The organism is Flavobacterium sp. FlaQc-47 (assembly GCF_044006475.1).
GTDB lineage: Bacteria > Bacteroidota > Bacteroidia > Flavobacteriales > Flavobacteriaceae > Flavobacterium.
Genome location: NZ_JBIPCQ010000003.1, coordinates 628001 through 645010 on the forward strand (window position 1 = coordinate 628001; position 17010 = coordinate 645010).

8 protein-coding genes are annotated in these 17010 nt (G+C 35.2%); all 8 read left to right on the top strand.

All coding sequences use genetic code 11. The annotated features are described in order from the left end of the window. The first annotated feature begins 10 nt into the window (after nt 1-10). A complete protein-coding gene (locus ACHRVX_RS12335; protein ID WP_395332588.1) occupies nt 11-2113 on the top strand; it encodes a glycoside hydrolase family 97 protein in 2103 nt (700 codons plus the stop codon). Nucleotides 2114-2398: 285 nt separating this feature from the next. Next, nucleotides 2399-3367: a type I phosphomannose isomerase catalytic subunit gene (locus ACHRVX_RS12340; protein WP_395332590.1), complete on the top strand. Its 969-nt coding sequence runs from the start codon at nt 2399-2401 to the stop codon at nt 3365-3367. 281 nt (nt 3368-3648) lie between these two features. Next, nucleotides 3649-4659, top strand: coding sequence for a LacI family DNA-binding transcriptional regulator (locus tag ACHRVX_RS12345; RefSeq protein ID WP_395332592.1), 1011 nt, complete (start codon nt 3649-3651; stop codon nt 4657-4659). Nucleotides 4660-4949: 290 nt separating this feature from the next. Further along, on the top strand, nt 4950-8039 hold the full coding sequence (locus tag ACHRVX_RS12350) for a SusC/RagA family TonB-linked outer membrane protein (RefSeq protein ID WP_395332594.1): 3090 nt from the start codon (nt 4950-4952) through the stop codon (nt 8037-8039). Between the two features lie 10 nt (nt 8040-8049). Beyond that, nucleotides 8050-9567 carry a SusD/RagB family nutrient-binding outer membrane lipoprotein gene (locus ACHRVX_RS12355; protein ID WP_395332596.1) on the top strand — a complete coding sequence of 506 codons (1518 nt, stop codon included), beginning with the start codon at nt 8050-8052 and terminating at the stop codon, nt 9565-9567. A gap of 614 nt (nt 9568-10181) precedes the next feature. After that, nucleotides 10182-12170, top strand: coding sequence for a glycosyl hydrolase 2 galactose-binding domain-containing protein (locus ACHRVX_RS12360; protein ID WP_395332598.1), 1989 nt, complete (start codon nt 10182-10184; stop codon nt 12168-12170). A 212-nt stretch (nt 12171-12382) separates the two neighbouring features. Then, complete coding sequence (locus tag ACHRVX_RS12365) at nt 12383-14647, top strand: GH92 family glycosyl hydrolase (RefSeq protein ID WP_395332600.1); 2265 nt, start codon at nt 12383-12385, stop codon at nt 14645-14647. Nucleotides 14648-14722: 75 nt separating this feature from the next. Further along, entirely contained in the window at nt 14723-17008 is a 2286-nt protein-coding gene (locus ACHRVX_RS12370) for a GH92 family glycosyl hydrolase (RefSeq protein WP_395332602.1), read from the top strand. The last annotated feature ends 2 nt before the right edge of the window (nt 17009-17010 follow it).

Sequence of the window (17010 nt, forward strand, 5' to 3'; positions counted from 1 at the left end):
CTTCTGACTTATGAAAAATATCTTTTTTATCTGTTTTTTACTTATCGTTTCGAATTCATTTTTAAATGCGCAGGAACTAAAATCTCCTGATGGAAATTTAACTTTGACCTTCAAATTAAATAATGACGGAACACCTGTTTATTCTTTAAATTATAAAAAAAGAGAAGTTATAAGGGAAAGTAAATTGGGCTTTATTATAAAGTCGGATATTATGATGAATAGTGATTTTAAAATTGCTGAAACAAAATTTCAATCAGAAAATAGTACGTGGAAACCGGTTTTAGGCGAACAAAAAGAAATTCAAAATCATTACAATGAATTAAAAGCTGATCTTGTTCAGGAGAAAAGCAAACGAAAAATAGCCATTTATTTTCGTTTGTTTAATGATGGTTTAGGGTTTCGATATGAATTTCCGGTACAGGATAATTTGCGCCATTTTATTATTCAGGAAGAAACTACCGAGTTTAATTTAACGGGCGATCATAAACTTTTCTGGATCCCAGGCGATTATGATACAAACGAATACAGTTATACGACTTCAAAAATATCTGAGATGCAATCTTTAGTTTACAATGCAACTCACGTTCCTCTTGCGGCACAAGCAACGATTAAAAATTTAGCCACGCAAACGCCATTAATGATGAAGACCAATGAGGGACTTTATATTAATATTCACGAAGCAGCTTTAAAAAATTATCCGGCAATGTGCCTGAATGTCAATGATAAAACCTATTCGTTAAGTTCACATCTTGTTCCTGATGCTGTGGGAAATAAAGGATATATCCAGACCGGAAGTTTTACGCCGTGGCGAACCATTGTGGTAAGCGATGACGCGAGAAATATTCTGGCTTCAAAAATGATCCTGAATCTTAATGAACCGTGCGCTTTTGAAGATACTTCCTGGATTAAACCCGTAAAATATATTGGTGTCTGGTGGGAATATTTTACCGGCGGTGGATCTACCTGGGCATATTCGGACAATCAGGATGTTGTAATTGGCAAAACTGATTTTACTCAGCTAAAACCCAATAATACCCACGGAGCAAATACAAAGCATGTAAAAGAATATATTGATTTTGCTTCAAAAAATGGTTTCGATGCTGTTTTGGTCGAAGGCTGGAATGAAGGTTGGGAAGATAATACGGCTTTCAAAAAAGAACGTATTTATAGTTTTACAAAAGCATATCCGGATTTTGATGTGAAAGATTTAAGTGCTTATGCGAGTAAAAAGAATGTCAAAATTATTATGCACCATGAAACCACATCGTCAACTGCTGAATACGAGCGACAATTAAATGATGCTTTAAACTTTATGAATGATAATAATTACAATGCTGTAAAAACTGGATATGTTGGACCAATTATTCCAAGAGGGGAACATCACGATGGTCAGCAAATGGTGAATCATTATACGTATGTTGCACAAGAAGCGGCGAAACACAAGATTATGGTTGATTCGCACGAAGCAGTTCGTCCAACAGGTTTGCACAGAACATATCCCAACTGGTTTGCACAGGAATCAGCACGCGGAACCGAGTTTGAATCTATGGAAGGGATTCATCCGGATCACACGACGATTTTACCTTTTACACGTTTGATGGGAGGTCCGATGGATTATACTCCCGGAATTTTTCAGGGCGATTTATCGGTTTACGGAGCTAAAAAAAATAAATTAAGTACAACATTAGTCAAACAATTGGCATTGTATGTTACCATGTACAGTCCGTTGCAAATGGCGGCCGACTTATCTGAAAATTATATTCGTTTTAATGATGCATTTCAGTTTATAAAAGATGTAGCATTAGATTGGGATGCAACGTATATTCTTGAAGCAGAACCGGGAGATTATATCACAATTGCCAGAAAAACCAAAGGAAAACAAGAATGGTTCGTAGGCGGAATCACAGATGAAAACCCACGAACGGCTACAATTGATTTTAGTTTTTTACCTGTTGGAAAGTCATTTACAGCAACAATTTACGAAGATGGTAAAACAGCAGATTATAAAACGAATCCGCAATCGTATAATATTAGAAAAGTGACTGTGAATAGTAAAACTAAATTGAAACAAAAATTAGCTGCAAGTGGTGGAGTGGCTATTTCTATAAAGTGAAAAATGTGAAATGTGTTAAAAGTGAAATGTGAAATGGCACACGGATGAAACTGATTCGCTAAAGCAAAAACACGGATAAAGACGGATTTTTTCCTTTGGATATTTGTTTAAAAAAAATTGCTTAATCAGCCTAATCTGCGTGAGAACAAGTTTAGTTACAGATTTTAAGAATTAAAATAATTGGAATGAGACACATTTATTATTTAAATGAGTCAAATTAATTAGTTGAAATTCGTGTAATTGCTTCGCGAAAAAAAAAGTTAATAAAAAAGTAAAAACATAAAAATGAGCATAAAAATTTACCCTTTACAATTTGATCCCATCCTTAAAGAAAGAATCTGGGGTGGCGAAAAACTACAAACACTGCTTAATAAACCTATTGTTTCTGATATTACAGGAGAAAGTTGGGAATTGTCTACAGTAGAAGGAGATGTAAGCGTTATTGCAAATGGAGAATTAAAAGGGAAATCGTTAACAGAATTAATCGATCAGGCACCAAACGAAATTTTAGGCACGGCAGTTTATACGAGATTTGGGAATCAGTTTCCTTTATTATTCAAATATCTGGATGCGCGCGAAGATTTATCGATCCAGGTTCATCCAAATGATAAACTGGCAAAAGAACGTCATAACTCTTTTGGTAAAACCGAAATGTGGTATATAATGCAGGCTGATGATGATGCAAGAATCATTGTAGGTTTTAAAGAAGATTCAGGCAAAGAAGAATATCTGAAACATTTAAATGACAAAACGTTGGTTTCTATTTTAGATGATGTAAAAGCAAAAACCGGTGATGTTTTCTTTTTAGAAACCGGAACCGTTCACGCAATAGGAGCAGGATTAGTTGTGGCAGAGATTCAGCAAACATCTGATATTACTTATCGCTTGTATGACTTTGACCGAAAAGATGCTCAGGGAAATACAAGAGAATTACATGTTGATTTAGCGCTTGATGCGATCAATTATAATAAAGTAGATACCCATAAAAAATATGAAACTACTGTAAATACCTCCAATGTAATTGTGGATTGTCCTTATTTTACAACGAATATTATTCCGCTTGACGGAAAAATTGAAAGCAATAAAAACGGGGAAACCTTTACAGTTTATATGTGTACTGAAGGTTCATTTGAGATTAGATATGAAAATGTAAATTATAGATATAGAAAAGGCGATACGGTCTTAATTCCTGCTGATATGCGCAGTTATGTGTTAGAAGGTTCAGCATCGATTTTAGAAGTTTATATTTCGTAAAGCCGGAAAAAGTCGCAAAGTAAGGAAAGTGGGAAATTCAGGCTTTGCGACTTTAAAAAATGTAATTGCAGATTATTCATATTAAAAACCACAAATTAATTGTATTACTTGTAAAATGATTAATGCTAAAATTACCTGTAATTACTGATGATTATATTTATATTTAGCATTAAAAAAATGATATGTTTAAAAAAATAATTACAAAATCGTTTTAGTAACTATTTTTATATATATTTGTGATATAATTAACAATGGCTTGATAAAAAAATTAACTTCCCTGAATGAAAAAGATTACTATTAAGGATATTGCCACACAGGCGCAAGTGTCTATATCTACTGTGTCTTTTGTCATTAACGATAAGGGGGAGAAAATGGGGATTAGCCCGGCGGTAATAAAAAAGGTACAGGAAGTTGCCGAAAAATTGAATTACAGGCCCAGCATGATTGCGACAAGCCTGAGAACAGGAAAAACAAGATCTATTGGGTTAATTGTTGAAGATATTTCGAATCAGTTTTTTGCAGATCTTGCCAGAGTTATTGAGGATGAGGCTAAAAGTATTGATTACAGAGTTTTTTATTGCAGTACAGGTGGCGACGATGAACGTTCTGCAGAGTTGGTTCACACTCTTTTACAAGCAAATGTTGATGGTTTTATAATTACGCCAACAGAGAATATGGAAGACAGTATTGATTTACTTCTAAAACTGAAAAAACCTGTGGTATTAATCGACAGATATTTTCCGGGACAAAGAGTAAGTCATGTGGTGATGGATAATTACGAGGCCTCAAACACGGCTACAAAATTTATAATCAGTAAAGGATGTAAAAATATTGCTGTTGTGAATAACAAATCTGAAATGATTCAGATGAAGTTGAGAGAAGATGGCTGCAGAGATGCTTTGAAAGAAGCAGATAGGTACAATCAATCGCTTGTTCTTCACATGGATTACTACAGTAGCGAAGAAAACAGAATTGCAACGATCGTTGATTTTTTAAAAAAGAATCCAAATATCGATGCGGTTATATTCTTAACAAATTATATGGGACTTGCGGGTCTTCAGGCTTTTAAAGGAATGGGAATTAAAATTCCTGAAGATATTTCGGTGATTAGTTTTGACGATCATGACAGTTTTAAATTGCATTCACCGGCAATCACAGTTGTTGCCCAGCCTATTGAAGATATTGCCGTAAAATCAATACAATTATTGATGAGCCAAATGACGGATATGGCAAAATTTGAAGTAGAAAAAAGTCTTAAAAAAGGAAAATTGATCGTAAGGGAATCCGTTTAATTTCAGGACAAATTTTAAAATAAAAAGAAAAGAAACGATTCGTTTTTTTTTACCTGTTTTACTAAATCGTTTTAGTAAATTTTAGGCAGATCGAGTGAAAAATCAGTAATTTTTTTGACCTGTTCACTATATCGATTTCTTGAATTAAAAGATTGAATACATGACTATTAAACCATAGTATTTAGGAGGTGGAGATCTCTGAATACCTATTGAATGAGCTCGAATTTTATTAATTATTAAAAACAATCACGTTAAACAAAATCAAAACAAATAACCAAAAAAAAATGCTTATGAAACGAATATTGGCAGTGTTAGGAATGGTGTTGTTGAGCAGCTTAGGAGCTGTGGCGCAAAACCGATTGATAACAGGCATAGTGGCTGATGCAGAGAATAAGGGAATTATTGCTGCATCGATTGAGGTTCAGGGAAAACCATTTAGCGCAATTACAGACGCTGAAGGCCGATTTAAAATGAATGTTCCGGAAGGAAAAGTGACATTAAATGTGTCTTCAATGGGTTTTGGATCAAAACAAGTAGTACTTCAGGAAAATGAAAACAGAGTTTCGGTTGTATTAATCGAAAACACACAGGAATTAAAAGATGTTGTAGTAACTTCATTTGGAGTTAAAAAACAAAAGAAAAGTTTAGGATACGCAGTTGGTGAATTAAAAGGGGAAGAACTGACAAAAAACAAGGAAATCAACTTAGGAAATGCCCTTCAGGGAAAAATTGCCGGAGTTAACGTTTCTGCGCCGGTTTCAGGACCATCTGGTTCAAGCCGTGTTGTAATTCGTGGAGCAACATCGGCTTCAGGACTTAACCAGCCTTTGTATGTTGTTGATGGTATCCCAATTGATAATAGCCAGCAAGGAAATGCAGGAATGTATGGTGGAGCTGATAAAGGAGACGGAATGTCGTCTTTCAATCCGGATGATATTGCTTCGATGTCAGTATTAAAAGGTAGTGCTGCTTCGGCTCTTTACGGGTACAGAGGATCAAATGGTGTTATTTTAATCACGACTAAAAAAGGAAAAAGCGGAACAGGAATTGGAGTAGATTTTAGCACAAATTCTACCTTTAATACGCCTGTAAGTCTTTTACACTGGCAAGATCAATATGGAGCGGGAGCGCCTGTAGATGGTGTAGCTACAAGATTTTCAGATTTACAGGAACTTAGAGATTCGTACTATTTTGCATGGGGTGATAAATACGACGGAACACCTTCTCTTGCGCTTGACGGAACTACAAAACCTTATCAGGCTTATGGAAAAGATAACGTTAAAAACTTTTACAGAACAGGATATTCTTATAGTAATACTTTAGCAATTTCTGGTGGAAATGAAACAACTAACTTCAGATTGTCTTTCGGAAACACTAAAGATGAATCTATTTTACCGGGAACCAACTTTGGCAGAAATAACATTGCTTTAAGTTTGAATTCGGCTGTAAACAAAAAAATTAGCGTAGAAACAAATGCTCAATATGTTACAGAAAAAAGTCATAACAGACCTTACTTGAATGACTCTCCAAGAAATGCATCTTTCCCAACTACTTTTTTAACTCCGGGAACAGACATTAGATTGTTGAATAACGCTTATGATGAAAATGGAGGTGAAGCAGATTATTTTGGTGCAAACACCTATCAGACAAATCCCTATTTTGCAACTCAGCAAGATTTGAATGATGACCTTAGAAAACGTTTTATTGGTTCTGCTAAAGTAAATTACAACATTACAGATAAAATTTACGCAAAAGGGGTTATTGGTATTGATGATCTTAATTATGAGTATACTGAAATTGAGCCTACAGGAATCAACTACAATCCTGGAGGATCTTATGAAAACAGAGTAGAAAGCCGTTCAGAATATAATGCTTCGGGATATTTAGGATACAAAGGTGATATTGCAAAAGACCTTTCTTTAGATGCTTTCGTTGGAGCTAACCGTCAACACAACAGATACAGCGGTATAAAAATGAAAGGAAATAATTTTATTGTTCCGTTCAAATATTTCTATGGAAATACACAACCGGACAAAACAGAGAAATTGTTTTCAGAAAGTGAAGTAAACTCTCTTTTTTATTCTGCTGATTTAGGTTACAAAGATTTCTTATATGTTAGTTTAACAGGACGTGAGGATTGGTTCTCTACTTTAGATCCATCAAGCAACAGCACTTTTTACCCATCTGTAAGTACAAGTTTTATTTACTCAGAAGTAATTAGTTTACCTGAATGGATGTCTTACGGTAAGTTAAGAGCAGGTTGGGGTAATGTAGGAGGCGCTTTGCCGGATGCTTACGCTTTAGCATTGACTTATACTGCGCCAGACGGACAAACTGATGCTCAGGGACAGCCAATTTTAGGTGTTAATGGAGAAACAGTTCCTAACAGAACTTTAAAACCATATAATGTAAGTACAATTGAATTTGGTTTCGAAAACACATTCTTCAATAACAGAGTAAGTACAGATTTGACTTTCTATCAAAAGAAAACAACAAATGATATTACGGATGCTGATATTTCTCAGGCTTCTGGTTACAGAACTACAAAAATCAATGTAGGTGAAATCATGAACAAAGGGGTTGAATTTGCAGTAAATGTAAAAGCAATCAAAACGCCAAATTTCTCTTGGAATGTAGGATATAATTTTGCTTATAATAATAGTGAAGTGCTTAATCTTTCGGATAAAATCACAACAAAATCATTAGAAGGAAACAGAGATGCGAGAGCTTCTGTGGTTTTAGAAAAAGGACAGCCTTTTGGAGTAATCAAAGCCTATGATTATTTAAGAGATGCACAAGGAAATGTAGTATTAGATACAAACGGGAAATTCATGAGAGGTGATTTAATTATTGCAGGACAAGGTGTTGCACCCACTTCAATGGGACTTTCAAATGATTTCTCTTATAAAAATTTCACACTTTCAATTTTTGTGGATGCTAAATTTGGAGGAGAAATCTATTCGGCTACAAACCAGTTAGGAACACGTTACGGATTATCTGAGCAAACACTTCCGGGTCGTGAAGGAGGAGTTGCCGTAAGCGGAAAAGATAGTAACGGAAATCCTGTAAACACAACAGTTTCTGCATACGATTACTGGAGAAGTTACAGTGATGTGACATCAAATTTTGTATACGATGCTGATTTTGTAAAATTAAGAGCAATTTCTTTTAGCTATAATTTTCCAAAAACATATTTGTCAAAAACTCCGTTTCAGGCAATTAGTTTAGCATTTTCTGCTCATAATTTATGGACAATTTATGACAAAGTGCCCAACATTGACCCAGAGTCAAACTATTCAAATAGTAATGCACAAGGTCTTGAAAGAGCTTCAATGCCTTTGACAAGAAATTATGGTGTAACTCTTAATGTCAAATTTTAATAATTGAAAGATGAAAAATAAATTTATAAAAATATTCTGTATCGCAATTGTTGGTGCAATGACATTAACTTCATGCGATAAAGGATTCGAGGAAATGAATACGAATCCAAATGCTTTGACAGATCCGGCTGTAAAATCAATGTATACACTTGCGGAGATTTATGTTGATGGACAAGATTTTTCTAATACAAGAGGAAATAATTATTACGCGGCCCAAATCGTGCAACAATTCTCGTCATTAGGAGGTCCGGGTTCAAAATACACCTATTCATCTGAATATTCAGGTTCACTTTTTGGAGAATCATACGGTAAAGGATTGAATCAGATTTTTCAATTACTGTCTGTTGTAAAAGATACGCCTGAAAATTCAAATATGATTCAGTCTCTTAGAATTATGAAAGTATTCATGTTTCAAAAACTGACAGATACTTATGGTGAAATTCCTTATTTTGAAGCAGGAAAAGGATATAATGGAAATGTTTTTGCTCCAAAATATGACACACAAGAGGCGATTTACAACGACCTTTTAAAAGAATTAGACGAAGCCGGTGATGCTCTTGATGCAAACAAAGCATTTGTAGGCAACGCTGATTTATATTACCAAAGTGATGTTGCTAAATGGAAAAAACTAGCCAACTCATTAATGTTAAGAGTGGCAATGCGTTTGTCAAAGGTAAACCCTGCAAAAGCACAGCAATATGTTGAAAAAGCAGTTTCCAAAGGTGTTTTTACATCAAATGATGATAGCCTTGTTTTAAAACATGATGCAGGTCCGGCGGGAGTTAAAACAAACCCAATCACGTCTTCATGGGTTAGAAATGACTTGAATGGAGGAGATGGAAATGTAAAATTCAGTAAAACATACATTGATTTCCTGAAAAATAATAATGATCCACGTTTAAGAATCTATGCAAAATTAGAAGCAACGGGAGATAATTCTCCGGCAAGCCAGCAAGGTTTAGCAAACGATGCGAAAGAATTTGCGGGTGGAGACAAAAAATTATTCTCAGATCCTAATACCTCAACAGTATTACGCTTAGATGCACCAACTTTAATCATGTCTTATGCTGAGGTAAAATTTATATTGGCAGAAGCAGCAGTAAAAGGATGGAACGTAGGCGGAACAGCTCAGACACATTATGAAGGCGGAGTAAAAGCAGCAATGGACATCCTGACTATTTTTGGAGATAAAGTCCCTGCCGTTTCAACTGCTGAGTACAACGCTTATATTGCGGCTCATCCGTTTAAAGTTGCCGGAACCGAAGCTGAAAAAATAGAGCAGATTATTACTCAAAAATGGGTTGTATTACTGTTCAACGGTTTTGAAGCATTTTCAGAATACAGAAGAACCGGATATCCGGCGATCGTTCCAGTAAATGATCCTACGGGAGAAACAAAAGGAACTGTACCAAGAAGATTAATTTATGATCAGTCAGAGTTAATAACAAATGCTGCTAATTATAAAGAAGCAATATCACGTCAGGGGTTGGATTTAATGACAACCAGAATTTGGTGGGATAAACAATAATTAATTTGGTTAGGTTAGTTTTAAATAAGTCGGGTGCGATACCTGTCACCCGGCTTATTTTCTATTTTTGATTTTCATTAAATTAGAAGTTCATCAAAAAAATGTTCAGCTGTTTTAAACCCCTTTTTTTCGCAAAAGATAAATTGCTTTTGCTGAAAAAAATGGATTTTTTTTCCGAAAGAACATAAAATGATTGATTGCTTTTAATTTTTCAAGTCTAAAAGAAGAATTAACAATTTATAATCAACAATTAATAATTAATTAAAGCTTGGCAGCTGTAAAAAGGGAAATGATTTTCGGATATTTTGTTAGTTACTTTTATGCTGTAATAAAAACCTAAAGAGAAGGAATAGAGATAAAAATCAATTTCCTTCTCAACCTGCCAACGATAAAAAATATACCCGTTGGGTGTAACTAATAAAAGTTCAATTAAACACATAGAAACATAGATTTTTAAACTTTAAAAAGAACGCAAAAAAAAATATATTTCTTCACAGAGCTAGCTTTGTGTATTATAAATAAGTGAAACGCCTTTTTTAGCTAAAGATCTATGTTTCTATGTGTTGAAAATAATTACACGCAACGGCTTACAAAATATAATAATTTATTATTCAATGAAGTATACAAAAAACATTTATTGGCTTTTGAGCGTTTGTCTTGCCAGTTTTTCATTTGTAGCAAAAGCTCAAAATATTGATATACAAAAAGGCTGGGAATATCGGGAAACCAAAACTGCAAAATGGTATCCGGCAACAGTTCCGGGAGAAATCCATACAGATTTGCTGAATAACAAATTAATACCCGATCCATTTTACAGAGATAATGAAAAAAAACTGGTTTGGATCGAAAAGAAAGACTGGGAATATAAAACCACTTTTAAAGTAAGTCCGGCAACGTTAAATAAAAAAAATGCCGAATTAGTTTTTGACGGATTGGATACTTATGCAACCGTTTACCTCAACAATCAACTGGTTTTAAAAGCCGATAATATGTTTCGTCAATGGCGGGTTGATGTTAAAAAACTAATTAAATCAGGAAACAATGATTTGGTTATCGTTTTTAAATCGGCACAAAATGTAGTCGATTCCCTTGCCAAAAAAGATTTTCCGTTTGTAATTCCGGACAATCCCCGTGCTTATGTACGTAAAGCGCAATATCACTTTGGATGGGATTGGGGACCAAAATTCACCACTTGCGGAATCTGGAAAACACCACGATTAGAAGCGTATGATACAAAAACGCCTGAGAAACCGTATGTATTAGATCGCAAAATTGAACTTGTACAAGAACCTGATAAGCTGGGTAAAACATTCTATTTTAAAATAGATGGAAAACCGGTGTATATGAAGGGCGCGAATTATATTCCGTCAGATGCATTTTTATCCAGAGTGACAAAAAAAGAATATGAAAAAGTAATTGGAATGGCAAAAGATGCCAACATGAATATGCTTCGCGTTTGGGGCGGAGGAATTTATGAAGACGATTATTTTTATGACTTATGCGATAAAAACGGAATCTATATCTGGCAGGATTTTATGTTTGCTGGAACAATGGTTCCGGGCGATGATGCTTTTTTTGACAATGTAAAAAAAGAAGTTCAGTATCAGGTAAAACGTTTACGCCATCATAAAAGCATTGTTTTATGGTGCGGAAATAATGAAATTGATGAAGCCTTTAAAGATTGGGGATGGCAAAAAAGCATGAAAATGTCCAAGCAGGATTCTACAAGATTATGGAAAGATTATGTTCGTTTGTTTCAGGATTCAATTCCTAAATGGGTAAAAGAAGTAGATACCAAAAGACCATATGTAAGTTCATCACCATTATTTCATTGGTCGCGAGAAAAAAGTATTACCGAAGGAGACAGCCATTATTGGGGGACCTGGTGGGGATTAGAAGATGTAGAAAAGGTTCAGGAAAAAACAGGACGTTTTGTGAGTGAGTACGGAATGCAGGCAATGCCAACCTATTCCTCAATCGAAAAATTTACATTGCCGGAAGACCGCTATTTATATTCGGATATTTTGCAGGCACATCAAAAAGCCGGAAAAGGATTCCTGAAATTAGATTCGTATCTTAACCGATATTTCATTGATTCGACCAAAATAAAGAAAATGAATGTAGAGGATTACACGTATCTCACACAATGTTTACAATATTATTCCCTTAAAAATATTATAGGAATTCACCGTTCAAAAGCGCCTTATAATATGGGAACATTAGTCTGGCAATTAAATGATTGCTGGCCCGTAGCAAGCTGGAGCGTAACGGATTATTATGACCGACAGCCAAAAGCTGCGTGGTACGCCATGAAAGAAGCGTATCGCGATGATATTAAACCTGAAATTGATTTAACACGTCCGATTAATTTAAAATTAGAAGATCCAAAAATCACTTGGGAAATAAAAGGAAACAAACTGATTTTGAAAGCGTCAAAATTCGCTAAATATGTAAACGTTTCCATAAAAGGATATACCGGAAAGTGGAGCGACAATTATTTCGATCTAAAAGCCGGAGAAGAAAAAATAATAACATTTGAAGGGAAAATTCTAAAACCGGAAGTGAAAGTTTATTCTCTATATGAGGTTTTGAAAAGGTATTAAGGTTTTTTTTAGGTACAAAGGTTCAAAGGAACAAAGAAACAAAGGTTTCGTAGAGACGCACAGCAGTGCCTCTACTCTGTGGCCTTTGCGTAAATCCTTGCGAACTTTGCGGTTAATTTTTTATATTCAAAGACTAAAAAAAATCCGCATAAACCCGCTCAACCCGTGTCATCCGTGTGCCATCACACAAGTAAAATAAAAAATAAATAACAATGATTACAAAATACAAGCACCTTGTTTTCGTCATAATTATGCTAATTAATTTGCCTGCCATTTCACAGGAAAAGAAAGCAAAACAAACCAATTTAGATTACACCCAATACGTAAACCCTTTTATAGGATCTGCGGGACACGGACACGTATTTGTTGGTGCAAATGTACCTTTTGGAGCAGTACAACTAGGACCCGTAAATGTTTTTGAAGGCTGGGATTGGTGCAGCGGATACAACTATGCGAGTAATACAATTCTGGGATTCACACACACGCATTTAAGCGGAACAGGAATTGGCGACTTAAATGATATTCTTTTATTGCCTGTATCAGGAAAAGTACCTCTTACAAAAGGAACAAAAGAAGACATGACAACAGGTTACGGATCCTACTTCTCACATAAAAATGAAGTAAGCAAACCGGGATATTACAGCGTTTTACTGGATAAATATAAAATTAAAGCAGAACTAACGTCAAGCGAAAGAGTCGGTTTTCATAAATACACGTTTAATACTACAACAGATAATCACGTTTTATTAGATCTTGCTGACGGAATAGGATGGGACAAACCCGTAAAAACCTTCATTAAAAAAATCAACGAAACTACACTTGCAGGGTATCGATATTCTGCGGGTTGGGCTGCTGATCAGCGCATCTTTTTTACGATAGAATTTTCAGAGCCAATTTCAAATATCGCAATTTATGACGATAAAACTTCGGTAAGTGAGAATGAAGGCGAAGGATTAAAAATGAAAGCAGTTTTGGATTTCAAAACTTTAAAAAACAAACAAGTTTTAGTAAAAGTGGGAATTTCTCCGGTGAGTTATGAAAATGCTGCTGCGAATATCAAAGCCGAGATTCCGAATTGGGATTTTGAGGGAGTTGTAAAAAATGCCACTTCAAAATGGAACAAAGAACTGAACAAAATTCAGATAAAAGCAGATGATAAAACCATGAAAGTTTTTTATACTGCCATGTATCACACCATGTTTGCGCCATCAATTTTTAATGATGCAAACGGAGATTACAGAGGAACCGATAAAAAAGTATACGAAAAAACCAATTTTACTAACTACACCACTTTTTCACTTTGGGATACCTACCGCGCTTTACATCCTTTATACACGATTACACAATCGGATAAAATCAATGATATTGTTAAATCATTTTTAGCAATCTACGAGCAACAAGGGCGATTACCGGTTTGGCATTTAATGGGGAACGAAACCAATACAATGAACGGAAATCACTCCATCGCCGTAATTGTAGATGCTTACATGAAAGGTTATAGAGATTATGATACAGCATTAGCATACGAAGCCATTAAAAAAACAGCGATGCAAACCCGCGACGGAATGGATTATGTTCAAAAACTCGAATATATTCCTGCTGATAAAATGCTGGAATCTGTTGGTAACGCATTAGAATATGCGATCGACGATTATTGTGTGGCACAAATGGCAAAATCTTTAGGGAAGACAGATGATTATAATTATTTCACCAAAAGAGCTAATTTGTACAAATTGTATTTTGATAAGGAAACCACTTTCATGAGAGGAAAATTAACTGACGGAAATTGGAGAACACCATTTAATCCGCTTTCATCAGCGCATCGTAAAGATGATTATGTTGAGGGAAATGCGTGGCAATACACTTGGTTAGTTCCTCAGGATCCTTATGGTTTAATTGAATTATTTGGAAGCGAAGATAAATTTTTAGCCAAATTAGATTCACTATTCTTAATCACAGATAAAGTCGAAGGGGAAGAAGTTTCGCCGGATATTAGTGGTTTAATTGGGCAATATGCACAAGGAAATGAACCAAATCATCATATTCCGTATCTTTATGCTTATGCAGGACAACCTTGGAAAACCGCAAAATTAATCCGTGAAATAGATGATAAATTCTACTCGACAAAACCGGACGGATTATGCGGAAATGAGGATTTAGGACAAATGTCGGCTTGGTATGTTTTCTCGTCAATGGGATTTTATTCGGTTAATCCGGCAAACGGAATTTATGTTTTAGGAAGTCCGCTAGTCAATACAGCGACAATTCATCATAAAGAAGGAGTTTCATTTACATTGAATGCAGTTGATAATAGCAAAACAAATATTTATATCCAAAAAGCAGAGTATAACGGAAAACCTTATACAAAATCCTTCATCACACATGATATGATTGTAAAAGGAGGAGAATTAAAATTGTTTATGGGAAGTAAACCGTCGACAACTTTTGGAGTAAAAAAAGAAGACAGACCGATTTAGGGAGTTTTCAGTTTTCGGTCGCAGTTTTTAGTTATAAAATACAGATCACATTTTACAAAATACAATTCACACAAGATGAAAATAAAGAGTTTAATTTTTTTAGGGATAATGCAATGTTGCGTTTTTGTAAATGCACAAGTTAAAACTTTAGATCCTGTAGAATATGTGAATCCATTAATGGGGACACAATCTTTGCATAGTCTTTCTAACGGAAATACCTATCCGGCAATTTGCCGACCTTGGGGAATGAATTTCTGGACGCCTCAAACCGGTAAAATGGGAGATGGATGGGCTTATATTTACACTGCCGAAAAAATTAGAGGATTCAAGCAAACGCATCAGCCTTCGCCGTGGATGAACGATTACGGACAGTTTTCGATTATGCCGGTAACAGGTAAATTAAGTTTTATTGAAGAAGAAAGAGGAAGTTGGTTCAGCCATAAAGCAGAGGTTTCTAAACCGTATTATTACAGCGTATATCTTGCTGATTATGATGTAACGACAGAAATTACAGCAACCGAAAGAGCAGCGCATTTCCAGATTACTTTTCCTGAAAACGAGCAATCTTCTATAGTAATTGATGCTTTTGATAAAGGTTCGTATATCAAAATTATTCCTTCAGAAAATAAAATTATTGGTTACACAACCCGCAATAGTGGCGGAGTTCCGGAAAATTTCAGAAACTATTTTGTATTGCAATTCGATAAACCATTTGCAACCAATTATACATGGCACGACAAAGTTCTTGAAAAAGACAAACTCGAATTAAAAGACAATCATGTAGGCGCAGTTGTTGGTTTTAAAACCAAAAAAGGAGAAATCGTAAACGTAAAAGTTTCCTCTTCCTTTATTAGCGCAGAACAAGCCGAATTAAATTTAGCATCTGAATTAGGAAAAGCTTCATTTAATGAAACCATAGCCGAATCAAAAAAAGAATGGAATAAAGTGTTAGGAAAATTAACTGCCGAAGGCGGAACAGAGGAACAATTAAAAACATTCTATTCCTGCTTATACCGAACCGCTTGTTTCCCTCAAAAACAATATGAAGTAAACGCAAAAGGCGAAATTGTGCATTACAGTCCGTACAATGGTAAAGTATTGCCGGGTTATATGTTTGCAGGAACAGGATTTTGGGATACTTTTAGAGCTTTATATCCTTTGTTAAATTTAGTTTATCCTTCGATAAATAAAGAAATGCAGGAAGGATTAATCAACGATTATAAAGAAGGCGGTTTCCTGCCGGAATGGTCAAGTCCCGGATTCAGGAATGTCATGGTGGGAAATAATTCTGCATCTGTAGTCGCTGATGCCTATATCAAAGGTTTACGAGGTTATGATATCAATAAATTGTACGAAGCGTTATTGCACGGAGCCAATAATGAAGGTCCACTTGAAGCCGTAGGACGAAAAGGAGTAGAATATTACAATACTTTAGGATATGTTCCTTATGATGTGAAAATCAATGAAAATGCAGCAAGAACATTAGAATATGCTTATGATGATTTCACGATCTGGAAATTGGCGAAAGCCTTAAACCGCCCTAAAAAAGAAATCAGTTTATACGAAAAACGAATGATGAATTATAAAAATCTTTATAATCCTGAAATTGGTTTAATGAGCGGTAGAAACAAAGACGGAAGTTTCCCGAAAAATTTCAATCCGTTTAAATGGGGAGATGCTTTTACCGAAGGAAACGCCTGGCATTACAGCTGGAGTGTTTTTCATGACGTTCATGGCTTAATTGATTTAATGGGCGGCGAGAAAAAATTCACGGCTAAATTAGATGCTGTTTTTACCACTCCGCCAGTTTTTGATGATAGTTATTACGGATCAGTAATTCATGAAATCCGCGAAATGCAAATCATGAATATGGGACAATATGCACACGGAAACCAGCCCATTCAGCACATGATTTATTTGTATAATTATGCAGGCGAACCCTGGAAAACCCAATATTGGTCCAGAGAAGTGATGAACCGTTTGTACAAACCAACGCCTGATGGATATTGCGGAGACGAGGATAACGGACAAACATCTGCCTGGTATGTTTTCTCGGCAATGGGATTTTATCCGGTTTGCCCGGGAACAGATGAATATGTTCTTGGCGCACCATTATTTAAGAAACTAACTCTGGAATTAGAAAACGGAAAAAAATTAGTGATCAATGCTCCAAATAATTCTGAAGACAAGAAATATGTTCAGGATTTAAAATGGAATAATGCTACTCATACTAAAAATTATATCAACCATTTTGATGTATTAAAAGGCGGAGAATTCAATTTTGAAATGAGCAGCAAACCTAATGTACAACGAGGAACTACGGCAAGTTCGTATCCATATTCTTATTCAACTTCAAAATAATA